The following is a 25,119-nucleotide window of genomic DNA, read 5'->3' as shown; positions in this document are numbered from 1 at the left end:
TGAAAATAAAATAAAAAAACCCCTCATCCCAAAAAAGGGACGAGAGGATTATGTATAAATCTCCCGCGGTACCACCCACATTAGTGAACATGTCACTCGCTTCATTCATCCTTAACGCGGAAAACGGCAAGCATTACTGGTATTTCACACTTGCTGCTCAAAGGCGAGTTCATGATGTGCCCGGCTGACTTGCACCTGCCGTCAACTCTCTTAAAACGGGCGCTGCACCACTACTGCTCCTTATCTAAGCATTTTAGTATAAGAATATGACTATTGTAATAAATTTCCCGCCAGGATGCAAGTAGGCTTATCCTGACAGGAATTTAATACTTAGAATATGCAAGGCTTTTAAAATTGTGCACCATGTTTCATTTTCTTTAGGGCAAAATGTTTCCGAAACCATTTAATCATTATTTCAAATCGATCAGATGCGGATGAAAGAGCCATAATAGAATCGCAATGATAGGAAGCGAAACTGCCATAGCAATTCCCGGTTTTTTATAATGCATTCGCAGCATGATGAACATGATGAGATTAAACAGCACAGACCACCAGAAATTCCACCCATTATCATAAACAAACAATCCCTTTTTAGAAAACAAATACTCCAGCACTGAGAAATAAACGATCCACACGCCAGTATAAAAAATCTTTTTCTTTAGATTTTTTTCCGGAAAATAGCGAAGGTAAATCATGACGACGACTGGAATAATCAACAAAGTGAAGGTGATTTCAATAAACGTGTGATTCAGCCAATCCAGCGTAACTGCTCTATAGGCCCATAGGGTATGATTATAAAATAAAAAATTATATAGAAAGTTGGCAATGATATAAAATTGGACAGTTGGATAGTATTCTTTCCATCTTTTCCAATCGACGAATTTCCAGGCAAAAAAAATATAGACAAGTACAACCAATAATAAATACACAATATCTCCACCAATTATCTGCCATCAATTCAGTATCAACAATATACCCATACTTTCAGAGGTTTTATTCGCATTACTGGACAATAGAAAAAGAGGGCCATTCTCTGCCCTCTCTAAAAAACTGCTATGCGCATTCTTATTGCAGTCTAACGGGCAGTAAGACCCCCACTTCAAGACTCAGAGGAATCACAAAGGAGGATAGGCGGGGGTCAAACTGCCCGTAAATGCCCGAAAAATGGACAAAGACTAAGAACGCCACATCCTCCCAAAAGCTAACGCTTTCGGTCGTGCGATGTATCGCTGCCGGTTGCTTTCCTTGTCCTGTGGCAACGTCTTTGTGACCCACTTCCCGTGGGCCTCAACTAACAATCAGTGGGGGATAACCCCACTGATTGAAGTTTCACTTTATTGAACTGTATAGCCTCCATCAATAACTGCCGCCTGGCCCGTAATTCCTTTAGCTGCATCACCTGCCAAAAAAATCGCATAATCTGCAATCTCCTCCACCTTCAGAAGCCTTTTTTGCGGCACTAATGGATAAATGACTTCCTCCAGTGCTTTTTCGATGGGGACATTTCTTGTTTTAGCAAGGTCATTCAGCTGATTTCTTACGAGTGGTGTGTCTACATAGCCCGGACAGATGGCATTAACCGTAATGCCATGTTCAGCAGCCTCCAATGCCGCGACTTTAGTCAATCCTATAACACCATGCTTTGCACTGTTATATGCTGCCTTGCCAGCAAACCCCACAAGCCCGTTAATGGAAGCCATGTTGAGTATCCGGCCTGATTTTTGTTTTTTCATGATTGGCATCGCATGCTTTATTGCCACGAATGGAGCAGTCAGCATTACTTTGATCATAAATTCAAACTTCTCAGTGGGAAAATCTTCAATAAAGGAAACATGCTGCAGCCCTGCATTATTGATCAGCACATCCAAAGCACCGAATCGGCTGACAGTTTCATTGATGGCCGCCTGTATATCGGACTCTGATGTCACATCACATTTTAGCCCAAGTGCTTGATAGCCTTTATTCTGCAGGTTTTCTGCAGCCTTTTTCACGGCATCCTCCTGAATATCTGTCAGAACAATTCTCGCGCCATGTTCAGCAAATCTCTTACCAATTTCATACCCGATTCCCTGCGCTGCACCAGTGATAAAAACGACTTTATTTTGTACCATGAATAAACTCCTTTCAAAAACAAAGCCGGGGCTCAACCATAAGAGCCCCTGCTGTAACTAGATTCCTAATCCAAATGAGAATAAAACAATCGCAAGCGCTAAGCCAATCAGCGGGACAATTACCGTAACAGCAGCCACTGCTCCATATGCTGCCTGGTGGGTTTCACCGCAGATTGCACGTACAGTGGTAACAACATAGCCATTATGCGGCAGTGAGTCCAGGGCTCCGGAAGAAATGGCAACCGTTCTGTGCAGGGCTTCTGCATTAACGCCCATGTCCATATAATGCGGGGCCAGAATTGGCAGTGCGATTGCCTGGCCGCCTGAAGCTGACCCAGTCATCCCGGCGATCACACTTACGGCTATGGCACCGCCTATCAGCGGACTGCCAGGAATGCTCGTCATCCAATCAACTGCTGTGGCAAAAGCAGGCACTGCTTTTGCTACGCCGCCAAACCCAACGACAGCAGCCGTATTGCCTATAGCAATCAATGCACCTAATGTCCCATCAGACACAGCATTCCAGAAATTAGTGAAATACTTTCGGTTCAATAGATATGTGGCAATGACTCCACCCAGCAAGGCAAGAATAAGTGCAGATTGTGCAAGTGAATCATGAAAAACAAAGGAAATAATTAAAACTACAACTAATGGTACAACACCCATAATTGGATGCGGTAAATCCTTATTTTCTGTTACAGGATCCTGCTTGCGGGTTTCAAACGTTTCTCCTTTGTTTACAGCCTTGGTAATCATGCGCTTCAGCCACCAGTAGCCGAAGATCATCATGAACACAGCCACAATTAAGCTGACTTCCCAGCCCGCATATGGAGTTGTTCCTAGAAATTCGATTGGAATCCAGTTTTGAATTTCAGGTGAACCGGCAGAAGTCATCGTAAATGTTACAGATCCAAAAGCCAGTGCTGCAGGGATAAATCTTCTCGGCAGATTCGCCTGCTTAAATAAACTTAACGCCATTGGATATACAGAGAAGGCGACAACGAATAAACTGACTCCGCCATAAGTTAAAATGGCACAGGACGCGACTATGGCAAGAACGGCATATTTCATTCCAAGCTTATCAACCACCATTTTGGATACACTGTCAGCAGCACCGCTATCCTCCATTACCTTTCCAAAAATAGCACCCAATAGGAACATCAGATACCATGATGTGACAAATCCCGAAAAGCCGGACATATAGTTCCCGACCAAGTTGGCCTCTCCTTCACCTGCCAGCTGCGGAAATAAAGGCATACCGCTAAAAAGAGCTACAAACAGCGCAGATAACGGTCCGACCACCAGCAGGTTCATTCCCCGCATCGTCAGGTATATCAGAAGGGCAAGCCCGCCTATTAACCCAATCATACTTAGCATTTCATTTCCCCCTTTGTTTTAAATATAAGAAAATAACCTTGTCACCCCTCCTTTTGCAAACGTTTTCAAAAAAAACTGAAAAATAACTTCTTGTGAAATGATAATGCAAGAAGTGTGCCAACATAAGATACTTCTTGGTGAAGGGTCTGGTGAACATTTAATGAATTATTTTTCCGGAAATCTGGAACGGACAGGGAGCAAGTCCTCGAATTTCATAGAATAGTTTTCTGATAATTCCGTCTAACAGAGGGTTATCCGCATTAAAGATTCCTAGAATCAAAATAGTCCAGAAATCTGGAATGCATTCCGGAATTCTGGACTATTTACACCTATACAATTCCATATTTCTTTAACTTTTCGTACATGGACGATTTACTGATGCCAAGAGCGTTTGCTGCTGCTATTCGGTCATTATTATATTTGCTCAAGCTTTGTGACAGAATCCGTTTCTCTGTTTCCTCAAGGATATCCTTCAGATTCTTTTTTCCAACCGGATATACAGCCGTTTCTTTCATATAATCCGGCAATGATTCAGTGTTAATGGTTTCATTGCTTGTTAAGTGAATAGATGCCTCTATTACATTTTCAAGCTCCCTGATATTTCCCGGCCAGCTGTATTGATGAAACTTTTCTAAGACTTCCTCTTCAATTGCACTTATTCTTTTTCCAGATTTTTTCGTTATTTTCTTGATAAAGCTGTCGATCAGAATCGGTAGGTCCTCCATCCTGTCGCGCAAGGATGGAACCATGAACGGCACAACATTAATCCGATAAAATAGATCCTCCCTAAAACGCTTTTCCTCCATCATTTTTTCGAGCGGTCTGTTAGTTGCAGCAATAATCCGGACATCCACTTTAACCGGAGAAGTCGATCCAACACTTTCAATCTCGCCTTCCTGCAGGGCACGCAATAGCTTCACCTGCATATTAAGAGGCATATCCCCGATTTCATCCAAAAACAAAGTCCCTCCATCGGCGAGCTGAAATTTCCCCTTTTTACCGCCCTTTTTCGCTCCTGTAAAAGCTCCCTCTTCATAGCCAAACAGTTCAGACTCCAACAGATGTTCAGGAATGGCCCCGCAGTTAATTTTTACAAATGGCTGATGGCTTCTGTTGCTTAGCTGATGAATGCTGTGGGCAAACAGTTCTTTCCCAGTCCCGCTTTCCCCGCGGATTAAAACGGAAATATCACTGGCTGCCACCATTTTCACCTTTTCTTTCAGACTGTGAATCTGGCTTGAGCTTCCCAATATATCATCGAGGCTGTATTTTACACTTGGATCAATTCCCTGGATATAGCTCTGGATTTTTGTCAGCATGCTCTTTACATGGCTGTTCATCTGCATCCATTCCTTTGTATCTCTAAAGAAAACCGTCCCGAATGCGCCAATTACCTCGCCATCAGAAAAAATGGGAATACGGTTCGCTATCATATAGTTGCCTCTTATAAATTGCAGGTCCGCAATTTCTTCCTTGCCTGATTCTGCCACCAGATGCATTCTTGAATTTTCAATAACCCCGGATACATGCTTCCCCAGAACCTGTTCCCTCTCCACCTCAAGGAAATCGCAATAATTTTTATTAATGTAAATGATCGTTCCTTCTTTATTTACAACGACAAGCCACCCAAAGGCATTTTCTACAATGGTTTCAACCATTTGAACAGGCAAATCAAATAATGCACTTTTCATTTTTGATCCCCTCATTTAGGACATTCTAATAGTATAAACTCCATTTTATCATATTCTTCTGACAACAAATTCATTTCAATAGGTATTCTAATTGCTTTTACTGTCCATACCATTAGTAATCTGCGAAAGACACGGGAGGTGTTTCAGCTGAAAGGCATATATCTGATCAATCCTCACTGGCAATCTCTAAACAAGTCCAAAGAAGAATGTATTCAGCTGCAAAAACAGGCACTGGAATCCTATATTGAGAACCATAATATTTATACAGTAAAGCTAAATCAATGGCAGCTGAACGACTACTACACCATTCCACATGCCCTATTGTATGATTTGAAGAAAAAGAAAGCAGAGCTGGATATCCTTCTTCTTTATTCTGAAGAGGTCTTTGAAGACTTTATTAATTCTTATCCGGCGAGATGGCTGATTCTGAAAAGCTTCTTCAATGAGGTTGTATTTTGCACTAACCAAAAAGAGAACTCTCTTGAAGGCGCAGGTTAAATTAATTAATTGAAACAGTAAAACCTGCAGCTCAAAACTGCAGGTTTCTTTCTTTCGCTTATTCTTATGATGCATGCGCCAATTCTTTAGACTCCTTTAATTTCCGGTCATATACAAGAGTCGTCAGAATGGCAAAAACAAATAGAACCATTAATACAGCAAACAGCATGGAAATTCCATAAAGATCAACCAGGATCCCCCCAGTAAAGGGCCGATCATTCTTCCGCCTGTAGCTGTGCTGTTTACGATTCCCTGGTAAAACCCTTCTCTTCCTTTAGGTGCAAGCTGGTTGGCAATGGTCGGTACAGCTGGCCATATCAGCATTTCGCCTACTGTAAGAATAACCATGCTAGTGACAAATGCGGAGAACTGTTCTGCGGTCGCTGCAACAGCAAACGAGCCAATAAATATAACCATTCCCGCGACCATCTGAATCTTTAATGTTTTAAACCATTTTACTATTGCGCTGATAACCGGCTGCCCCAAAACAATCAGGGCTCCATTAATAGTCCACAGCAAACTGTATTGCTTTAAAGAAATGTTCAGCTCCTGTGTATAAGCGGCAATAGTCGATTGCCATTGGACATATCCAACCCAGCACAATAAATAGCCCGCACATAAGATGAGCAGCGCATAAAGCTTGGTATGATTTTTAACCATGCCATTTTCCTGAAGAATGGAGGTCTGCTGACCGGAAACTGTGTTTATTCCCCGGTAGCCAAAAACGGCAATCAATAAAAAAATGATATACATGACAGTATTGGCCAGAAAAATTAATTGAAAAGAGTACGAGGCTACAAGACCTCCAAGAGCAGCACCAATGGCAACGCCGGCATTCTGGGCTACATAGATGGCATTGAAAGCTTTGCGGCCTCCCTCTTTCCAGACTGATCCGGCCATCGCAAACATCGAAGGAAAAACAATCCCCGATCCAAATCCCACAAATGTGAGAAACACCACATAGGCAGGCCAGCCATGCCAAAAGGTCAAGCCGAGGAGCGCCATAACCGTAATGACAATTCCAAGAAGAATCGAACGATAGCCGCCTATTTTATCATAGAGGCTCCCCCCAATTAGATTTCCTGCGACACTGGCCGCTGCGTTCACCATTAGAACCAGACCCGCTACCGATAAAGATTTTCCTAAGTGGTCATGAATGTAGATGGTATTAAGAGGCCACAAAAAAGAAGATCCGGTTACATTCACTGCCATCCCAATAATTAAAAGCCATAAGGTCCGCGGCATAAGATAACGCCCCTTTTTTCGTATAATTTATGTTTAGCCGGTACATTGTCTCCCGGACACTATTTCGAAATCCAAAATAATTTTAGTCGGTTTTTCCTGTCCTTGCAATAGGTTTTCAATCGATTTTAATAGACAGAATACTTCATCTTTTCCACATAAAAAGTAAAGCCCCGATCCTTGGTGGATCGGGGCCTTGCCACAATTATTTATGAAGATTGTTCCGGTTCAGGATGGAATTTTGATTTAACAGGCTGACCGCCTGATTTTTCATATTTCTTTTTCGACTGCTTTACCGGATCGTAATCCCGTCCTAATTCAACATCCTGGCTATTGGCGCCATTCCGGGTCTTTTGTTCAGGATTGTTTTGTTTTGAACGCTTTTTCACCATCTATGGATCACTCCTTAATGAGGAAGAATTATCATCTGATTTTGGAGCTGCTGCAGCTGGAGCCTCATCCGGTGAAGCTGTTCCCGCTGCTGGGAGTTGGCGCTATGGGCCATCTGGGTTATATCATTATAGGCAGCTTCCAAAGACTGAAGCGCATTGGAGTATTCAAAATCATTATAATGCTCCTGCGTTCTTCCCGATTCAAACTGCTCCTGCGCAAAACGGATTGCATCCTCACACTGCTGAAGAAGTGTATCCATTGATTCACGGGTTGCCATGGTATGTTCCCCTCCTTGAAGAATGGGTCTAGAAGCTTGCATGCTTCATAAATTAGTTTGTTCATTCTCCGTAATTCTTACCACTGTATTTCCTGCCAATTCCCCTTTTATAAGGTTTTGCGTCATGATAAGATTAATTTTATGAAAGCATTCATAATGATTTTCATCATATAGATTATTCTTTGATTAAGGAGGGATGATTGTGGAAAAAGTGAATCCTTTTCCATATGCATCCGATAATAAACGGTACCATACATGGAATTATCATTTGCGCAATGAATTTGGGCATAAGGTTTTTAAAGTGGCACTTGATGGCGGCTTTGATTGCCCAAACCGTGATGGCACGGTCGCACACGGAGGATGTACGTTCTGCAGCGCCGCAGGTTCGGGGGACTTTGCCGGGAATCGCACTGATGATTTGGACACACAGTTTAATGCAATCAAAACAAAAATGCATCATAAATGGAAAGACGGTAAATATATGGCCTATTTTCAGGCTTTTACAAATACACATGCCCCTGTTGAAGTGCTTCGTGATATGTATGAGCGGGTGCTTGAGCAGGAAGGGGTTGTCGGGCTGTCTATTGCGACCCGCCCGGACTGCCTGCCTGATGATGTAGTTGACTATCTGGCAGAGCTTAACAAACGGACCTATCTCTGGGTAGAGCTTGGCCTGCAGACTGTACATGAAAGAACTGCCCTTTTAATTAACCGCGCACATGATTATCAGTGCTATGTGGAGGGAGTAAACAAGCTCCGCAAACATGGAATCAGCATCTGTTCCCACATCATTAATGGGCTTCCGCTTGAAACACCGGAAATGATGATGGAAACCGCTCGGGAAGTTGCGAAGCTGGATGTACAGGGAATTAAAATCCATCTCCTTCATTTATTAAAGGGAACCCCGATGGTTAAACAATTTGAAAAGGGCATGCTTGAGTTTCTGTCTCTTGATGAATATATAAATTTAGTATGTGACCAGCTGGAAATTTTACCGCCGGAAATGATTGTACACCGCATCACCGGTGATGGGCCAATCGACTTGATGATCGGGCCAATGTGGAGTGTCAATAAGTGGGAAGTCCTTAATGGCATTGATGCAGAATTAAATCGAAGAAACAGCTGGCAAGGTAAATTTTACAATCCAATCCAAGTGGAGGCATTGTCATGAAGCTTGAAAGAATCTTACCATATGCAAGACAGCTCCTTGAGAAAGCAGTATCACCTGGAGATATCGTTATTGATGCCACTCTGGGCAACGGACATGATACCGTATTTCTGGCTGATCTGGTGGGACCTAACGGCAGAGTTTATGGATTCGATATTCAGGAAGAGGCTGTCCTGAGCACAAAAACACGCCTGACTGATCACGAACTGTCAGACAGGGCTACCCTTTTCAATACAGGCCATGAACACATTCTTGAGAATGTACCTCCTGTCCACCATGGAAAAATTACAGCGGCCATATTTAATTTAGGGTACTTGCCCGGGGGCGATAAAGATATTGTCACCCGTCCGCAGACAACCATTTCTGCCATAGATCAGCTCCTAGCATTGATGGCTCCGGAAGGGATTATTCTTTTGGTGATTTATCACGGCCATATAGAAGGTGCTGTAGAGCGCGATTACCTGCTCCGATATGTCAAGCTGCTGGACCAAAGCCTCGTCCATGTTTTGCAGTATCAGTTTATTAATCAAAAAAATAACCCGCCGTTTATCGTTGCAATTGAAAAACGTTAATATGATGTAAAAGCCTGCAAAAAAATTGCAGGCTTTTGCTTATTTCACAAAAACTTTTGCAAATCCGGAAGGCAGCATCTTCTGTACTGTCCGGTAAGCCCTTCCATTCACATAAAAGAAATAGCTCACCATTCCGCCTGTCCTGATCATGCTTTTGGCTAATCTTCTGACATTCCGCTGCTTCCGGACCTTATCATCAGATAGATAGACCCCCAGCAGGCCGCGATTAATCAGTTTATGGAAATGCTTATGAGGCAGCTTTTCCGTATGCTTGTCTGCCTCTGCAACAAAGTGCTTCAATCTCGAAAACAACCTCTCTTCGTTTTCATAATAAAAGCAGAAATTCAAGTCTCCCCCGGCTTTGTCCTCTTCCTGATCAATCAGATAATCAAGCAGAATGTGAAGGCCCTGGATGTAAGGAAAATATCCATTTCTTATATTTACCGCATCCTCTGCTTTAAAATCATCTCTCAGTGCGTAGGAAACAAGGCAGAAAATCCCAAGTGTCGAACCCGAGCAGGCAGAAAACTCATACCATTCCATCTCAGGTATATCTGAACGATATTGGCCGAACCAGTTTTGCAGCCGGGGTACTCGTTCTTCGACCGCGACATGCTTATGTATTTGCAGATCACAATAGTAACGGCATAATTCGAGCAGATGTCTTTTTATATGGGGGTATTGCTCGAGACTCGACAACACTTCCCTGCAGGAAGCTGCTAAATCTGCAAGATAATTTCCATCATCCTGCTCACTTCTCAGCCGGTAATAATTTTTTCCTTCTGCGTCAATATCCAGTGCATCCTCCATTGACTCATGAAGTGCGGCAAAATCTCTGGGATCAAGCGAGGTGCTCCGGTCGCAAAGATTGTCCAAATAATCACTGATTGTCTGATATGCGACAATGAACTTAATCGCTTGTTCATATTTTCCCATTGCCATCAATGACATAATAGCTCCGCCTTCACAGTGGAAGGTTTTATGTTCAATGCTGGCAAGAGCCTGCTTTCTTAACTCCGGATCGGGAATTGCTTCCGCCCGGCTCCTCCAGTATGCAAGCTCCTTATGGACAGCAGGCAGAACCTTCCGGTAGACATGTGACATCAAGCTAATTGGCATGGAAGGGACACTCATGACAGCAATACCTCCTTTTGATCAGGTCTGTGAATATTTTAAGGAAATCATTAAACCACATAACCCAGCGCCTTTAATTGGCTGTTCACGAAATCCTTCGCATATTCAAATACCTCTTCACGTTCAGGTTCATTGAAGACTTCATGGTAGCACTTTGGCCATTCTTTGAACCTTTTTTCTGAGAAAGGCGCAAGGTTAAACCATTCTCTGACAGTTGTTTTATTCACGATTTTATCATCGCCGCCCTGAACTACGAGAAGGGGTACATCCTGGATATTATCAAGATTCTCAAAGGCCAGCTTCATGGCATAAACAAGTTCCCTGTACCATCTGACCGAAACCTTTGTCACATACAGTGAATCATTTAAATCAGCATCAAGGACATCCTGATTACGCGTCGCCATGTCCACTGACAAACCTGCATCCATTTTCAGGCCGGGCATCACTGAATTGAGTCCAAGCGATAAAAAGTTCAGTAATTTCGAAGGCTGCTGAACTAAACCTAAACAAGGGGATGATAAAATCACTCCAGCGAGATTCATTCTTTCTTCCTGCAGCAGACGGATGGCAATCAGGCCGCCCATGCTGTGTCCCAAAAGAAAAACCGGCAATTCAAATTCACAGGCAGCCTGTACCCAATCTTTAACTTCAATGATATATTCATCAAAGGAATCAATATGGCCCCTTCTGGATCTTGTAGTCATTCCCTGGCCGGGAAGATCTCCCATAATGACATGGAAACCGGCCAAGCGCCACATTTCAATCAGCCAGCCATAACGGCGGTGATGCTCCATTGCCCCATGAACCATGACAATAACGCCTTTTGCCTCTCCTTCAGTTTCCCACTTCCACATAGTCAATCCTCCCAGCTTTTTACGTACGATCTTATGTAAATATATTATAGCCTAGATGCAAAAATTGTTCATGAATCTGCCCCTTAAAAAACTCTTTTACCAAAATAACGTTTATCCAGCCTCATATGATAAAATCAAAATAATCCAACTAAATACAGGAGTGTTTTTCACATGATCTATCCATATAAAGATAAAGAACCTAAAATTGCAGAATCCGCATTTATTGCAGATTTCACTACCATTACCGGAGATGTTGAAATTGGGGAGGATTCCAGTGTCTGGTTCAACTCCGTCATACGCGGGGATGTAGCACCAACTATCATCGGCAGGAAGGTCAATATCCAGGATAATTCCGTCCTGCATCAGAGCCCGAATAACCCGCTGATATTGGAAGACGAAGTAACAGTAGGCCATCAGGTAATCCTTCATAGCTGTATTATCCGCAAGAAAGCTCTAATTGGGATGGGCTCGATTGTCTTAGATCAGGCAGAAATCGGGGAGGGAGCATTTATTGGGGCAGGCAGCCTAGTTCCGCAGGGAAAGAAAATTCCGCCCAATACACTAGCATTCGGCAGGCCTGCAAAAGTGATCCGTGAACTGACACCGGAAGATATAACAGATATGGAACGGATCAGCAGGGAATACGCTGAAAAAGGCCAATACTATAAGTCTTTGCAGAAAAACCCAAAATAACTCTCCAGCCTTAATAGAATGGGAAATAGGCCGATATTAAATATAAGGCAACAGTTATTGGCGGGTGAAGGAATTGAAGATTTATATCGGGGCAATTGTTCTATTCATATTATTAATAGTGATATTCAGAAAAACCATAGTAAAAACAGCACCCATGTTTTTACTTGTCTTCATCCTTGTTTCTGCAGCATTTGTTTATGACAACCTTGCAGGAAGCAGTCCTCCATCAGCCGTGAACACAATAAAATCATGGCTGTCTGAACCAGCTGAAAAAGCAACTGTTTTCCTTGGAAACAGCACGTCAGTTATTAAGATCAAGGAAAAAATAATTATAGATGCGCCCGCAATCAATCAGTTCCCAGAGCTCCCCAGAGGATGCGAAGTCACGAGCTTATCCATGCTCCTCTATCACGCGGGGATCCAGGCAGATAAACTGACATTGGCTAAAGAAATAAAGAAAAATCCTGAGCCTTACCGTGTAGAAGACGGAAAAATCTATTTCGGACATCCGAATGAAGGCTTCATAGGCGATATGTATTCCTTTGATAATCCCGGGCTTGGTGTTTATCATAAACCCATACAAGAGCTTGCGGAAAAGTACATGCCCGGCTCCATTGAAGACCTTACCGGATCCGATTTTGAAGACTTAAAGATTCATTTGTCAGATGGCAGACCTGTATGGATCATTATCAACACAGCCTATAAACAGCTTTCTGATGACCTTTTTCAGACCTGGCATACTCCGAGCGGAAAAATTCAGATCACCTATAAAGAGCATTCTGTCCTGCTAACAGGCTATGATCAGGAATTCATGTACTTCAACGACCCGCTCACAGGTGAGAAAAATAAAAAAGCACCCATAAATGATTTTGAAAAAGCATGGGTGCAGATGGGCAAGCAGGCTATTACCTATATCCCATAAGAAAAGCGGAAGCGCCTTGCCCACCCCCGACAAGCACAAGACGAACCTTCCGGAAAGGCGTTCTTTGCCTTTTTGGGAGGGGTGCCCGAAATGTGGAGGCGACTGCCCAGGGACGACAGGCATAAGACGGTTCCTGTAAGAAGGCGTTTTTCCCTTCTGAAAGGAAACGACTTATGACCCCGAGTCACTAGGAGCCGCAACTAGACAAGCTTATGACCTCGAGGGGGTAGGCGCTGGAGCTAGACAATTATCTAAATTAAGAAATTTATACATTCTTATTCCTAAAAGCGTCCACCAGGGTATCCCTGATGGACGCTTTTGATTAGCCTTTAAGAGGCTGCAAGTCTTTATCTAACAAGTATTCTTTTTCAAAGGAGTATTTTTTCTCCACATATACCTGATGCCAAACCATGAACATCAGAACTGTCCAGATTTTGCGGCTGTTGTCCGCTTTATCCTGACAATGATCTTCAAGCAGCTGCAATACATAGTCCTTATTAATCAGGTGATCTGTATTGCTTTCACGGATGATATTTTTCGCCCACTCATTCATCTCGTCCTTCAGCCAATGGCGGATTGGCACAGGGAATCCAAGCTTTTTGCGGTTCAGTACATGATCCGGAACGACTCCCTCGGCAGCTTTGCGAAGAATATATTTCGTGGTGCCATTTGCTGTTTTCAGGCTGGTCGGAATTTTGGAAGCCACTTCAAACACTTCTTTATCAAGGAAAGGAACACGAAGCTCGAGAGAATGAGCCATCGTCATTTTGTCCGCTTTTAATAAAATATCTCCTCGCATCCAGGTATGAATGTCGATATACTGCATGCGGTCAACCGGATCATAGCCGCGGCTTTCTTCATATAAAGGTTTCGTGATATCCGTATAATTTAAGCTGTCTTTATAGACATGAAGCAGATTGCGCTTCTCTTGCTCTGTAAACATTTTTGCGTTTCCGATGTAGCGCTCTTCCATTGGCGTGACACCGCGTTCGATAAAGCTTTTACCCTTCATTCCCTCTGGCATTATGCTTGCAATCAAGCGAAGAAGCTTTTTGCCGATGGCAGGAATTTTATTGAAGACCTCCAGGGATTGTGGTTCACGGTAAATATTATAGCCGCCAAACAGCTCATCGGCTCCTTCACCTGAAAGTACAACCGTTACATGCTTGCGTGCTTCTCTTGCCACAAAATAAAGAGGCACACATGCCGGGTCGGCAAGCGGATCGTCCATATGCCACATGATTCTCGGAATTTCATTCATGTATTCCTCAGGAGTAATGATATAGCTGATGTTTTCGACACCCAGCTTTTCCGCTGTTTCTTTCGCTACATCCACCTCACTGAAGCCATTGCGCTCAAAACCGACAGAGAATGTTTTAATAGCAGGATGGAATTCCTTCGCAATCGACGCAATGATGGAAGAATCAATTCCGCCTGAAAGGAAAGAACCTACAGGAACATCGGCACGCATATGCATTTTGACCGAGTCGAATAACACATCTCTGATTTCTTTTGTAAAATCAGCTTCTGATTTCTGCACAGGGTGGAAAGCAGCTTTCCAATAGCGCTTAATATCCATCGGAGCACCGATTTTTTTAGTAAAATAATGGCCTGGCTCCAGCTTGTTGATTCCCTCTGACATCGTGTTTGGCTCAGGCACAAACTGATAGGTCAGATAATGCTGCAGGGAGTCATAGTTTAATACATCATTCTGAAGGGCCAATAGAATGCTTTTCTTCTCTGATCCAAAGAACGTTTGGTCTCCCTTATCGTAATAAAAGAAAGGTTTAATCCCAAATTGATCTCTGGCTCCATATAAAGACTGCTCCTGTTTATCCCAAATGACAAACGCAAACATACCCCGCAATTTTTCAACAGCTTTTTCTTTCATATGGCTGTAAAGAGCAATGATGACTTCTGTATCTGAGCTTGTTTCGAAGCTTAAGCCCGCTTTGAGAAGTTCTTCACGAAGTTCCACATAATTATAGATTTCACCATTAAAGATAATCCAATAACGTTCATTCTCGTAAGTCAGCGGCTGGTGTCCGCTTTCAATATCAATAATGCTCAGCCGGCGGAAGCCAAATTGAATATGATCATCAAAATAGTATCCTGAGTCATCCGGACCCCGGTGTGTAATGATATCATTCATATTTTGAAATTGTTCTTTATCTGCGTCACGGTAATTTTGTGCCTTTTCATGTACACAACCAATAAAACCACACATTATGTACGTCACCTACTCCATTCTATTCTCAATATTTAGATATAGCCTAACGGCTCTTTGTCTTAGAAAACATACCCTATAATACTACCACTAATCGCTAATAATTAGCACGCAGAATATAAAATGTTTCTGTACGGAAAATTAAGCCATTATCCGAAGTTTATACGATACCATAAAATGATAAACGACTATAGAGCATAAAGACCGAAAAGCGAATAACACCCTATATGTATTATGACGCAAAAAAGAAAGCGGGAGTTACACAGTAAATGCAACTCCCGCTTTTTAAATTTACTATTGCGCTTCAGAACGAAGAATTTCTGCCTTGTCAGTACGCTCCCAAGGAAGGTCAACATCTGTACGTCCGAAATGTCCGTAAGCAGCTGTCTGCTTGTAAATTGGGCGGCGAAGGCCGAGCATGTTGATAATTCCTGCAGGACGAAGATCAAAATGCTTTCTTACCAGATCAACTAAAACATCTTCATCCACTTTGCCTGTTCCAAATGTATCAACAGAAATCGATACAGGCTGTGCCACACCAATCGCATAAGCAAGCTGAACTTCAACTTTATCTGCCAATCCGGCTGCTACAAGATTCTTCGCTACATAACGTGCAGCATAAGCAGCAGAGCGGTCTACCTTTGTAGGATCCTTTCCGGAGAACGCGCCGCCGCCATGGCGTGCATATCCGCCGTAAGTATCAACAATGATTTTGCGTCCAGTCAGACCAGCATCCCCTTGAGGTCCGCCGATAACAAAACGTCCAGTCGGGTTGATGAAGTACTTAGTATTCTCATCGATTAGTTCTTTCGGAACAACCGGGTTAATAACATGTTCCTTCAGGTTGCGCTGGATTTGCTCCAGGCTGATTTCAGGGTGATGCTGAGTAGAAATAACGATTGTGTCGATGCGGACAGGCTTGTCATTTTCATCATACTCAACAGTTACCTGAGTTTTTCCATCCGGACGAAGGTAAGGAAGGATTTCTTCTTTACGAACTTCAGTCAGGCGGCGGGAAATTTTATGTGCTAAAGAAATCGGAAGAGGCATAAGCTCTTTCGTTTCGTTGCAGGCAAAACCGAACATTAAGCCCTGGTCTCCTGCACCGATTGCTTCGATTTCCTGATCGCTCATTTGTCCTTCGCGTGCTTCAAGTGCCTGGTCAACACCCATTGCGATATCTGCAGACTGCTCATCAATGGAAGTTAAAACTGCACATGTTTCGGAATCGAAACCATACTTAGCACGGGTATAACCAATTTCTTTTACCGTTTCACGAACGATTTTTGGAATATCTACGTATGTAGATGTTGTGATTTCACCTGCAACTAATACAAGTCCAGTTGTTACAGAAGTCTCTGCAGCAACACGGGCATTCGCATCTTTAGCTAAAATCGCATCTAAGATTGCATCAGAAATTTGGTCACAGATTTTATCCGGATGACCTTCAGTAACTGATTCAGAAGTAAACAAACGACGTTTTGTTGACATCTGGCTTCCTCCTTATAAATAGAAAATTGAGCGAGAATAAGAAATGGGGAAGCGGAAAAATAATTTTCCCTGTCATTTCATGGATCTCTGTTTGATACGGAACTCATTCCCTTAGTAGTATGAAATAAACATGGAGTTTTTATTAGAAAAATAGACAGCGCCGGCAAGTATGCCATGTGTCCATCATTCATAAGCGTGCCAAAAACTCACATAAATAGTACATTCCAAAAGCCGTTCATTTCATTGCAAAATAAAAAACCTTCTCATTAGTGAAAAGGTTGAAAGCAAATCGATTCGCGCCTTTCACTCTTATCGTTCAAGGAATTACGTCCTTGCGTCAGGTTAGCACCTTTGCTGATTATTGCCTTTAGCAGGTTGCTGGGTTTCATAGGGCCTGTCCCTCCACCAGCTCGGGATAAGAGAGTATCCGTTCAAGGTTGAATCATACCGTATTTTATCGAACTATGTCAACAGATTTTCATTAATTTAAACTGTAAAATTACGATTTGGATAATTCAGTTTCCCCCTTACAGGGAACAGCTTCCATCATCACACTTTTTCTTTAGAAATTTATGCCTGTTTTTAGCAATCCATTTGTAGACAGGATCGCCCAGAAGTTCGGTGAAAGGTAAATATAAAAAGGTGCTGACCAAAAAGGATGCAGGAAATAGGAGCAGCAGTCTCCGTGCTGCATAGTAACCCTTTTTCACGCTGCCCGAGGGGGTAATAAGATGAAGCTCTTTGCGCAAATCTTGTCTGGAAAATGATAAAGAACCCGGCATTTTTTCATATTCCTGCAGGGAAATCCACTCCACTTTATTCAACCAATCGAGTTTTTTAAATATTCTCTTTGTTTCCTTGCATAACGAGCAAGTTTCATCATATAGGGCAATTGTTTTCATTTAAGATCAGTCCCATTGTAAAATTAACACTTTCTTCTATAATAGCATATATCGGTTATAAGGCGGCCAAAGTGGATTAGCTGTCCAATTGTGACAATTTATTAACAGAGACAAAAAAGTTTCGTAATAGTATAGACTAATCATTTCAATGTGTTATACTAATTTCGAGATGTAATCACTTTCACAAAAAAATCGGGAAAAAGGAAGGTATTCATCAGATGAACTCTGTAAGCATATCAAACGAATTGAGTGAATTATTAAATGGCAGCAACATTCAAGTGCAATTATCCGTTCCTCAGCTTGTGGAAAAAGTTTTAAACCGCAATGAAGGGTGCCTTACTTCCACTGGTGCTGTACGCGCTACTACAGGAAAGTATACAGGGCGTTCTCCTAAAGATAAATACATCGTTGAAGAAGCATCGAATAAAGATAAAATGGACTGGGGAAGCGTAAACCAGCCCATCTCTGAAGAAGCATTCTCCAATCTTTATAATAAAGTAATCAATTACTTAAAAGAAAAAGAAGAAGTATTTGTTTTCAAAGGCTTTGCAGGTGCTGATAAAAAACATCGCATGCCTATCCAGGTGATCAATGAATATGCCTGGCATAACCTTTTTGCACACCAGTTATTCATTCGCCCGGCAGAAGACGAGCTATTGGATCATCAGGCAGAGTTCACAGTCATTTCTGCTCCAAATTTCAAAGCAGACCCTGCTGTTGACGGCACAAAGTCCGAAACATTCATTATTATCTCATTCGAGCGCCGCACTGTTTTAATTGGCGGAACAGAATACGCAGGTGAAATAAAAAAGGCCATCTTCTCTGTTATGAACTATATGCTTCCAGAAAACGGAATCCTTCCAATGCACTGTTCAGCAAACGTTGGACGTGAAGGTGATGTGGCTTTATTCTTTGGCTTATCCGGCACTGGAAAAACAACCTTATCTGCAGACCCGAACCGCAAGCTGATCGGTGATGACGAGCATGGCTGGTCTGCGAATGGCGTCTTCAATATTGAGGGCGGATGCTACGCGAAATGCATCAACCTATCCCGTGAAAAAGAACCGCAAATATTTGATGCAATCCGCTTTGGAGCTGTGCTGGAAAATGTAGTGGTAAACAGCGAAACCCGGGTTGCAGATTACGATGACAGCACTTTAACAGAAAATACACGTGCGGCATACCAGCTTCAGGCCATCGATAATATCGTTGACCCAAGCATTGCCGGACATCCTAATACAATCGTATTTTTAACAGCTGACGCATTTGGCGTATTGCCTCCAATCTCCAAACTGTCAAAAGAGCAGGCAATGTACCATTTCTTAAGCGGCTATACATCCAAGCTTGCAGGAACTGAGCGCGGCATAACATCACCACAGGCAACGTTCTCTACATGCTTTGGATCACCTTTCCTTCCGCTTCCTGCAAATCGTTATGCTGAAATGCTTGGCGAGAAAATCGATGAGCATAATGCAAAAGTCTACCTTGTAAACACAGGATGGACTGGCGGAGAGTATGGAGTCGGCGAACGCATGAAGCTTGCCTACACCCGCGCTATGGTGGAAGCTGCACTAGAAGGTGAACTTAACAACGTAGAAACAATCAAGGACGAGATTTTCGGCTTGGAAATTCCTCAGCACGTGACAGGAGTGCCTGATGAAGTTCTTCAGCCAAACAAAACATGGGCAGATCAGTCTGCTTATGAAGCGAAAGCAAAAGAACTTGCTGCTAAATTCCGTGAAAACTTCAAGAAGTTTTCAAGCGTTTCATCTGACATCGAAGAAAAAGGCGGACCAATCGCCTAATAAGAAAAGCGCAAGCGCCTTGCCCACCCCGACAAGCACAAGACGAGCCTCACAGAAAGGCGTTCTTCGCCTTTTTGGGAGGATTGGCTTGTGACCTCGAGGGGGTAGGCGCTGGAGCTAGACAGTTCTCAAAGTTAAAATTAATACTTTCTTATCATTTTAGAGAAAGAATTGCCGTTTGCGCGGCAATTCTTTTTTGAATTAGCAGAAACACATTGAACAAAAAAACGCCGGACTCTGTCCAGGCGCGCTCTTCTAGTTTGTTGAGTTTAAGGAAACAAGCTGATAAGTTATGAGTGTCCGGCTGTTTTCCCATTCCACTTTTCGGATGACTCCCATTCCGTTCAGGTCGCCGTCAATTGTTCTTTTTACTTCGACCGGGATATCGAGGGGATATAATCTGTACCCTTCTTTGACAAGTGAAAAGTAATTCTCATCAAGTCTATTTTCCCTTCCCTTTGTCACGATCATTGTGTTCAGCTCTAAAGGCATACCCATTGGATATCTCTCCTTCATTCTTTATACTTTTCTCTATTTTACCCCAGCTTTTCTTGCTCTGAAAGCCTTTAAGCGAAAATCATCCGTCATTCATGACTTTTCATCCACGCACCCAAATCCTCTACCGTCTTCCGGTTCACGGCTGGCGGAAAGTAGTGGGTATAGTCAGGGAAATACCAGCTATCCACTTCTTTATTAAGAGCCTTCAGCCTTTTTTCGAGGCGATAGGAATGCTCCACCGAAACATTATGATCCTGTTCACCATGAATGATTAAGACAGGTGCCTGCAGCTGCTCCAGCTGAAAAAGCGGGGTGCGGTATTTATACCGTTCCGGAAACTTTACCGGAGTTCCGCCGATTACCCGTTTCATCATTCTCCGGAGATCCTTGCGCTCCACATAGGTGAGAAACATATCACTGACCCCTCCCCATGTGACAATGGAGGCTGCTTGCGGAAACTCGATTGCAGTAAGCAATGCCATCACACCGCCACGTGAAAAACCAAAAACATGGACTCTCTTTACCCGGGCATGCTCCTGAAGAAGAGTAAACCCGGCAAACGCGTCCTGCCTGTCCTCCCCTGCAAAATCTTCGTTTCCATCTCCCCCTTGATTTCCTCTGTAAAAAGGCGCGAATACAATAAAACCTTCACAGGCAAACTGGACAATCCGGGAAGGCCGTACCTTTCCGACATTTTTTATGCCTCCTCTCAGGTAAAGGAATCCATCATATAGCTCCTCTCCCTTTGGCTCTGCCAGCAGGCCTTTTATATGTAATCCATTTGCCTGATACGTAACAACCGATAATTCAATTGCCGGATTTGGCGAAGGAAATTTCTGTTTATTGATGATTTGGCCGTTTTTGAATTCCATGTTGTCTTCCTCCCTCTTGAGGCTTCCTTTTAGTCTGAGCTTTTAGACCTTCCTCTAAAAATAATTCCATGGGCATTCACACATTTTTTCGATTTTCATACGATATCCTAGGCTTTTAATCTGACTTTTTTAGCATAAGGGAGGTCTTATGACTTATGAAAAAATGGATGAAAACAAGCATGCTTCTTGTGCTTGCAGTGATACTGATCGTTCCATTGGCAGCCTGCGGGAAGGATGAAATGCAAACCGTCCGCATTGCTGAAGTGACACGTTCCATCTTCTATGCTCCACAGTATGTAGCCCTTGAGAAAGGTTTCTTTGAAGAAGAAGGACTTAAAGTAGAGCTTACAACAACAGCCGGCGGAGATAAAACAATGACCGCGCTTCTGTCGGATAGCGCTGAAATTGCGCTTGTAGGGTCCGAAACTTCCATTTACGTTTCGGCACAGGGCTCCAATGATCCGGTCATTAACTTTGCACAGCTTACCCAAACGGATGGAACATTCCTCGTTTCCCGCAATAAAATCGAAAACTTTTCATGGGATATGCTGGAAGGCAAAACATTTCTCGGGCAGCGTAAAGGCGGCATGCCGCAGATGGCCGGCGAGTTTGTATTGAAAAAGCATGGCATTGATCCGCACCAGGATTTGGATTTAATCCAAAATATTGATTATGCCAATATTGCTCCTGCTTTCGCATCCGGCACCGGTGAATTTGTCCAGCTTTTTGAACCTACTGCAAGTGTATTTGAAAAAGAAGGCAAAGGATATATTGTTGCTTCCTTTGGAACCGAATCCGGACATATACCTTATACCACATTCATGACGAAACAAAGCTATATTGATGAAAATCAGGAAACAGTCGAGAAATTCACAAGAGCGATTTATAAAGCACAGCAATGGGTTGAGCAGCATAGCTCGAAAGAAACGGCAGAAGCTATTCAAGGATATTTTGACAACACTGAGCTTGAAATCATTGAAATGGTAGTTGACCGCTATAAGAGCCAGGGATCTTTTGCAACAGATCCTATTCTGGATACTGAAGAATGGGCTAACCTGCAGAACATTATGGAAGAAGCAGGAGAACTCCCTAAGCGCATAGAGCATGGCACACTTGTCAACACAGAGATTGCTGAAGGGGTAATGAAGTAACTAAACGAAAGAGGAGGCCGACATGGATTTTCTGAAGGTTGATGCTGTCCACCACACTTATTTTACGAAAACATCTGCTGTCACGGCCCTCTCCGATGTTTCGCTTGACGTGGAGGAAGGAGAATTTGTCTCCTTCCTTGGTCCAAGCGGATGCGGTAAGACAACATTGCTTTCCATCATAGCTGGCCTGCTGGAACCCACAGAGGGCACTGTCACACTTGAAGGAAAGCGGGTTGAAACAGCAGAAAATGAAATTGGGTATATGCTTCAGCAGGATTATCTTTTTCCCTGGAAGAACATTGAAGAAAATATACTGCTGGGGCTAAAAATCGGGAATAGCCTTACTCCTGACAAAAAAGCTTATGCACTGAAGCTCCTTCAGGAGATGGGTCTAAAAGGTGTAGAGTCACAGTTTCCGAAGCAGCTTTCAGGGGGAATGCGCCAGCGGGTTGCCCTTGTAAGAACACTTGCAACCGGTCCAAAGCTGCTAATGCTTGATGAACCCTTTTCCGCATTGGATTATCAAACCAAACTAAAGCTTGAGGATCTGGTCTCTGACACGCTTAAATCTTTCGGAAAAACAGCCATACTGGTTACCCATGATATTGGCGAGGCAATCAGCATGAGTGATCGCGTTTTTCTATTCTCCGCAAGGCCCGGACAGCTTCATAAAACATTTGAAATACCGAAAGAATTAAGAGATGAAACCCCTTTTAACGCAAGAAATCATGAAGCATATCCAGCGATTTTTCAAACTATATGGAAGGAGCTGGAGTCCCTTGAACCCGCAGGAGAACGTTAACTTCCTCCACCAGAAGTATATCCGGTCGCTGAACCGTGAAAAGAAGTGGGTCCGCTTCTATCAGGCTGTCATCTTTATCGTGTTTTTTTCAGGGTGGGAGCTGGCAAGCCAAAAGCAATGGATTGACCCGCTGATTTTCAGTGCACCTTCTAAAGTATGGGGATTATTTTTAACCAAAATACAGGATGGCACCTTGATGGTGGATTTAGGCTACACTTTGTCTGAGACCGTATTTGGATTCATTTTGGGCACTTTTTTAGGCACATTCCTGGCAGCCATCCTCTGGTGGTCACCTATGCTTTCAAAAATAGCGGATCCCTATTTGGTTATCCTTAATTCAATGCCTAAGGTTGCTCTTGGCCCTATCCTAATCGTAGCTTTAGGCCCGAGCTTTACTTCAATCGTTGCCATGGGTGCGATTATTTCGATCATCATCACAACCATTGTCGTGTATACGGCTTTCAAAGAGGTAGACCCCAATTATATTAAAGTGCTTCAGACTTTTGGGGCATACCGATTTCAAATTTTCAGGGAAGCCATTTTGCCTGCTTCATTCCCGACCATCATTTCAACTTTAAAGGTGAATGTGGGGTTATCCTGGGTTGGGGTGATCGTCGGCGAATTCCTTGTATCCTCAAAGGGTCTTGGCTACATGATTATTTACGGCTTTCAAGTATTCAACTTCACGCTTGTTATGCTTTCATTGCTTGTAATTGCTGTTTTTGCAACAGTGATGTATCAGCTGGTTGAACTCCTGGAGAGAAAACTAATTAAGAATGGTTCATAAAAAAAACGGCAAACCGCATGCCGTTTTTATTTTTCCTTCAAAATTCTCTCGAGGCTCTTTTCAACTACTTTATCCTTCATGATGAAGCTGTACTGGCTGTTCCACCTGTCTTCAAGCAGGTTTTCCCCTGTCAATATGGGACCGTTTGTTTCAAAATAATGATTTGTATTGTTGAGACTTTTCACTTCTGAGAAAAAAATAGCTTTGACAAAATGCTCTTTACCCAGGTTAACTTCATATTCACCAATAAAATGCAGACTATTTAAGTCTGCTCCTGTTTCTTCATATACTTCTCTTCTGGCTGCCTCCTCAAGAGACTCACCCTGTTCTCTTTTACCGCCAGGAAATTCCCATCCCCTCTTTTTATGGTTCGTCAGCAGCCATTGGTCACCATAGCGGCAAATGACCAGAACATGTTCAGGCTCGGTTTCAAATGCTCTTCTATTAAAAGAAAAGCGCACTTTCCCGCCGTTTTCGTCCAAAAAGGTTTCCATGCTATTCCCTCACTCGATAAATAAATTTTGATGTTTCCATTATAAAGGTTAATCACATTTTTAAAAACTTCTGGGGCTAAAGTATCAAATTACATATTTTTGAAACTTTTTTCCTTTTTTGCCCGTAAAATTAGGTGACTAACATAAATAGAGGAGTGTATATCTTGAAAAAATCTCTCGCAATCCTTACCGGCTTCTTAATGGTTTTAATGCTGACTGCATGCAATGAAACAGCCAAACCTGTTAATGAATCAGCAGCCGGCACAGAAAATGAAGAAGCAAAAAAAGAAGAAGCTTCTGAAATGACATTGGAGGAAGTTTTAAAGAAATCAACGGAGGCTTCGGAAGAGCTAAAGAGCTTCTCAGTAAAAATGGATATGAGCCAGGAAATGAGCTCTGGTGCTGAAGGGGAAAATATGAATATCGATTCTGTCATTGACATGAATGTCACAACAGAGCCGATGGCTTTTTATCAAAAAATGACTATGTCCATGGCAGAAGAATCTTATGATATTGAAAGCTATTTTACGGAAGAAGGAATGTTTCTTTATGAAGCTGCCAAACAGCAGTGGATGAAGTTCCCTAAAGAAATGTCTGATGATTTGCTTCAAATGTCCAGCCAGCAGACGAATCCTGGTGAGGAATTGAAGAAACTGCAGGAATTTGTGGACGATTTCACCTTTGAACAGGATGCAAAAAGCTATATCCTGAAATTGAAAGCCGATGGAGAAAAATTTAATGATTTCGTGAAGGAAACGGCAGCAGAAACACTCCCTCCTGAATTGGCCGCCAATGGTGAAATGCTTGATAACATGAACATCAAGGGAGTGGAATATGAAATTGTGATTGATAAAGAAACTTTTTACCCGAGCGTGCTGAATATGATTATGGACATGGAAATCACGGCTGAAGGCCAAACAATCTCCATGAAGCAGAACATGAACGGCCAATACTCAAACTATAATAAAGTTGAGGCTATTGCCGTTCCACAGGAAGTTCTTGATACAGCTGTGGAAATGGAAATGTAGAAAAGCTGAGGCGCTTGCCTCAGCTTTTCTACTATATAATTTTTAACTTAGTACTTTGAGAGCTGTCTAGCTACAGCGCCTACCCCCTCGAGGTTACAAGCTTGTCGGGGTGGGCAAGTCGCTTCCGCTT

Annotated in this window: 24 protein-coding genes, 1 pseudogene, 1 riboswitch and 1 other annotated feature; of the genes and pseudogenes, 10 read left to right on the top strand and 15 right to left on the bottom strand. The window is 42.8% G+C overall.

Annotation, left to right across the window (positions count from 1 at the left end; all coding sequences use genetic code 11):
• Window positions 1-32: 32 nt before the first annotated feature.
• Window positions 33-256: a binding site (T-box leader), on the bottom strand.
• A gap of 154 nt (window positions 257-410) precedes the next feature.
• From LLY41_RS04810 to LLY41_RS04795, 4 genes are all read right to left on the bottom strand, one after another.
• Window positions 411-929, bottom strand: a complete 519-nt coding sequence (locus LLY41_RS04810; protein ID WP_048007809.1) for a CBO0543 family protein — start codon at window positions 927-929, stop codon at window positions 411-413.
• Window positions 930-1,334: 405 nt separating this feature from the next.
• Window positions 1,335-2,111 (bottom strand): 3-hydroxybutyrate dehydrogenase, encoded by a 777-nt coding sequence (locus tag LLY41_RS04805; protein ID WP_095244499.1) that lies wholly within the window; start codon window positions 2,109-2,111, stop codon window positions 1,335-1,337.
• Between the two features lie 57 nt (window positions 2,112-2,168).
• Window positions 2,169-3,488: a GntP family permease gene (locus tag LLY41_RS04800; protein ID WP_095244500.1), complete on the bottom strand. Its 1,320-nt coding sequence runs from the start codon at window positions 3,486-3,488 to the stop codon at window positions 2,169-2,171.
• 329 nt (window positions 3,489-3,817) lie between these two features.
• Entirely contained in the window at window positions 3,818-5,179 is a 1,362-nt protein-coding gene (locus LLY41_RS04795) for a sigma-54 interaction domain-containing protein (protein WP_304587069.1), read from the bottom strand.
• Between the two features lie 138 nt (window positions 5,180-5,317).
• Here LLY41_RS04795 and LLY41_RS04790 point away from each other — a divergent pair, with 138 nt between their 5' ends.
• Window positions 5,318-5,677 (top strand): hypothetical protein, encoded by a 360-nt coding sequence (locus tag LLY41_RS04790; RefSeq protein ID WP_286137326.1) that lies wholly within the window; start codon window positions 5,318-5,320, stop codon window positions 5,675-5,677.
• A 64-nt stretch (window positions 5,678-5,741) separates the two neighbouring features.
• Here LLY41_RS04790 and LLY41_RS04785 read toward each other — a convergent pair.
• The 3 genes and pseudogenes from LLY41_RS04785 to LLY41_RS04775 form a co-directional block, all read right to left on the bottom strand.
• Window positions 5,742-6,922: pseudogene (locus LLY41_RS04785) on the bottom strand (MDR family MFS transporter).
• A gap of 206 nt (window positions 6,923-7,128) precedes the next feature.
• Entirely contained in the window at window positions 7,129-7,308 is a 180-nt protein-coding gene (locus tag LLY41_RS04780; RefSeq protein ID WP_179289020.1) for a glycogen biosynthesis protein GlgD, read from the bottom strand.
• Window positions 7,309-7,325: 17 nt separating this feature from the next.
• Complete coding sequence (locus tag LLY41_RS04775) at window positions 7,326-7,589, bottom strand: YtzC family protein (RefSeq protein ID WP_048007820.1); 264 nt, start codon at window positions 7,587-7,589, stop codon at window positions 7,326-7,328.
• Between the two features lie 202 nt (window positions 7,590-7,791).
• Here LLY41_RS04775 and LLY41_RS04770 point away from each other — a divergent pair, with 202 nt between their 5' ends.
• Together LLY41_RS04770 and LLY41_RS04765 are read left to right on the top strand one after the other, a co-directional pair.
• Window positions 7,792-8,760: a tRNA modification radical SAM protein MnmL/YtqA gene (locus LLY41_RS04770; RefSeq protein ID WP_304587068.1), complete on the top strand. Its 969-nt coding sequence runs from the start codon at window positions 7,792-7,794 to the stop codon at window positions 8,758-8,760.
• The gene (locus LLY41_RS04765) at window positions 8,757-9,329 is read left to right on the top strand and encodes a tRNA 5-(aminomethyl)-2-thiouridylate-methyltransferase MnmM (RefSeq protein ID WP_095244505.1); all 573 of its coding nucleotides are present in this window, start codon (window positions 8,757-8,759) and stop codon (window positions 9,327-9,329) included. Before LLY41_RS04770 ends, LLY41_RS04765 begins: the two co-directional genes overlap by 4 nt.
• A gap of 39 nt (window positions 9,330-9,368) precedes the next feature.
• Here the strand turns inward: LLY41_RS04765 and LLY41_RS04760 are convergent, their stop codons facing one another.
• Window positions 9,369-10,463, bottom strand: coding sequence for a tetraprenyl-beta-curcumene synthase family protein (locus LLY41_RS04760; protein ID WP_304587067.1), 1,095 nt, complete (start codon window positions 10,461-10,463; stop codon window positions 9,369-9,371).
• Between the two features lie 50 nt (window positions 10,464-10,513).
• Window positions 10,514-11,317: an alpha/beta hydrolase gene (locus tag LLY41_RS04755; RefSeq protein WP_304587066.1), complete on the bottom strand. Its 804-nt coding sequence runs from the start codon at window positions 11,315-11,317 to the stop codon at window positions 10,514-10,516.
• Between the two features lie 171 nt (window positions 11,318-11,488).
• On the opposite strand from LLY41_RS04755, the gene LLY41_RS04750 reads away from it, so the two are divergent.
• Together LLY41_RS04750 and LLY41_RS04745 are read left to right on the top strand one after the other, a co-directional pair.
• The gene (locus tag LLY41_RS04750) at window positions 11,489-12,010 is read left to right on the top strand and encodes a gamma carbonic anhydrase (protein ID WP_095244508.1); all 522 of its coding nucleotides are present in this window, start codon (window positions 11,489-11,491) and stop codon (window positions 12,008-12,010) included.
• Window positions 12,011-12,083: 73 nt separating this feature from the next.
• Window positions 12,084-12,932 (top strand): C39 family peptidase, encoded by an 849-nt coding sequence (locus LLY41_RS04745; RefSeq protein ID WP_304587065.1) that lies wholly within the window; start codon window positions 12,084-12,086, stop codon window positions 12,930-12,932.
• 322 nt (window positions 12,933-13,254) lie between these two features.
• Here LLY41_RS04745 and asnB read toward each other — a convergent pair whose 3' ends face one another.
• From asnB to LLY41_RS04730, 3 genes are all read right to left on the bottom strand, one after another.
• The gene (gene asnB / locus LLY41_RS04740) at window positions 13,255-15,159 is read right to left on the bottom strand and encodes an asparagine synthase (glutamine-hydrolyzing) (protein ID WP_304587064.1); all 1,905 of its coding nucleotides are present in this window, start codon (window positions 15,157-15,159) and stop codon (window positions 13,255-13,257) included.
• 294 nt (window positions 15,160-15,453) lie between these two features.
• Window positions 15,454-16,650, bottom strand: coding sequence for a methionine adenosyltransferase (metK, locus tag LLY41_RS04735; RefSeq protein ID WP_095244513.1), 1,197 nt, complete (start codon window positions 16,648-16,650; stop codon window positions 15,454-15,456).
• 306 nt (window positions 16,651-16,956) lie between these two features.
• Window positions 16,957-17,072: riboswitch (SAM riboswitch) on the bottom strand.
• Window positions 17,073-17,177: 105 nt separating this feature from the next.
• On the bottom strand, window positions 17,178-17,552 hold the full coding sequence (locus LLY41_RS04730; RefSeq protein ID WP_095244514.1) for a thiol-disulfide oxidoreductase DCC family protein: 375 nt from the start codon (window positions 17,550-17,552) through the stop codon (window positions 17,178-17,180).
• A 218-nt stretch (window positions 17,553-17,770) separates the two neighbouring features.
• Here LLY41_RS04730 and pckA point away from each other — a divergent pair, with 218 nt between their 5' ends.
• A complete protein-coding gene (pckA, locus tag LLY41_RS04725; protein WP_095244515.1) occupies window positions 17,771-19,357 on the top strand; it encodes a phosphoenolpyruvate carboxykinase (ATP) in 1,587 nt (528 codons plus the stop codon).
• Between the two features lie 255 nt (window positions 19,358-19,612).
• On the opposite strand, the gene LLY41_RS04720 is transcribed toward pckA, so the two are convergent.
• Together LLY41_RS04720 and LLY41_RS04715 are read right to left on the bottom strand one after the other, a co-directional pair.
• The gene (locus tag LLY41_RS04720; RefSeq protein WP_095244516.1) at window positions 19,613-19,855 is read right to left on the bottom strand and encodes a DUF2584 domain-containing protein; all 243 of its coding nucleotides are present in this window, start codon (window positions 19,853-19,855) and stop codon (window positions 19,613-19,615) included.
• A gap of 86 nt (window positions 19,856-19,941) precedes the next feature.
• Window positions 19,942-20,727 (bottom strand): alpha/beta hydrolase family protein, encoded by a 786-nt coding sequence (locus LLY41_RS04715; RefSeq protein WP_095244517.1) that lies wholly within the window; start codon window positions 20,725-20,727, stop codon window positions 19,942-19,944.
• Window positions 20,728-20,882: 155 nt separating this feature from the next.
• Here LLY41_RS04715 and LLY41_RS04710 point away from each other — a divergent pair, with 155 nt between their 5' ends.
• The 3 genes from LLY41_RS04710 to LLY41_RS04700 are packed head-to-tail and all read left to right on the top strand — an operon-like array spanning window position 20,883 to window position 23,467.
• Window positions 20,883-21,878, top strand: a complete 996-nt coding sequence (locus LLY41_RS04710) for an ABC transporter substrate-binding protein (RefSeq protein ID WP_304587063.1) — start codon at window positions 20,883-20,885, stop codon at window positions 21,876-21,878.
• A 22-nt stretch (window positions 21,879-21,900) separates the two neighbouring features.
• Entirely contained in the window at window positions 21,901-22,680 is a 780-nt protein-coding gene (locus LLY41_RS04705; protein WP_095244519.1) for an ABC transporter ATP-binding protein, read from the top strand.
• On the top strand, window positions 22,658-23,467 hold the full coding sequence (locus LLY41_RS04700) for an ABC transporter permease (RefSeq protein WP_095244520.1): 810 nt from the start codon (window positions 22,658-22,660) through the stop codon (window positions 23,465-23,467). Before LLY41_RS04705 ends, LLY41_RS04700 begins: the two co-directional genes overlap by 23 nt.
• 26 nt (window positions 23,468-23,493) lie before the next feature.
• On the opposite strand, the gene ytkD is transcribed toward LLY41_RS04700, so the two are convergent.
• Window positions 23,494-23,961: an RNA deprotection pyrophosphohydrolase gene (gene ytkD, locus LLY41_RS04695; RefSeq protein ID WP_095244521.1), complete on the bottom strand. Its 468-nt coding sequence runs from the start codon at window positions 23,959-23,961 to the stop codon at window positions 23,494-23,496.
• Between the two features lie 164 nt (window positions 23,962-24,125).
• On the opposite strand from ytkD, the gene LLY41_RS04690 reads away from it, so the two are divergent.
• Window positions 24,126-24,989 carry a DUF6612 family protein gene (locus LLY41_RS04690; protein ID WP_370460220.1) on the top strand — a complete coding sequence of 288 codons (864 nt, stop codon included), beginning with the start codon at window positions 24,126-24,128 and terminating at the stop codon, window positions 24,987-24,989.
• Window positions 24,990-25,119 lie beyond the last annotated feature (130 nt).

This window comes from Cytobacillus firmus (assembly GCF_023612095.1).
In the GTDB taxonomy this organism is placed as follows: domain Bacteria; phylum Bacillota; class Bacilli; order Bacillales; family Cytobacillaceae; genus Cytobacillus.
The sequence above is the reverse complement of the archived record's forward strand: the minus strand, read 5'-3'. Positions and strand labels throughout refer to the sequence as shown.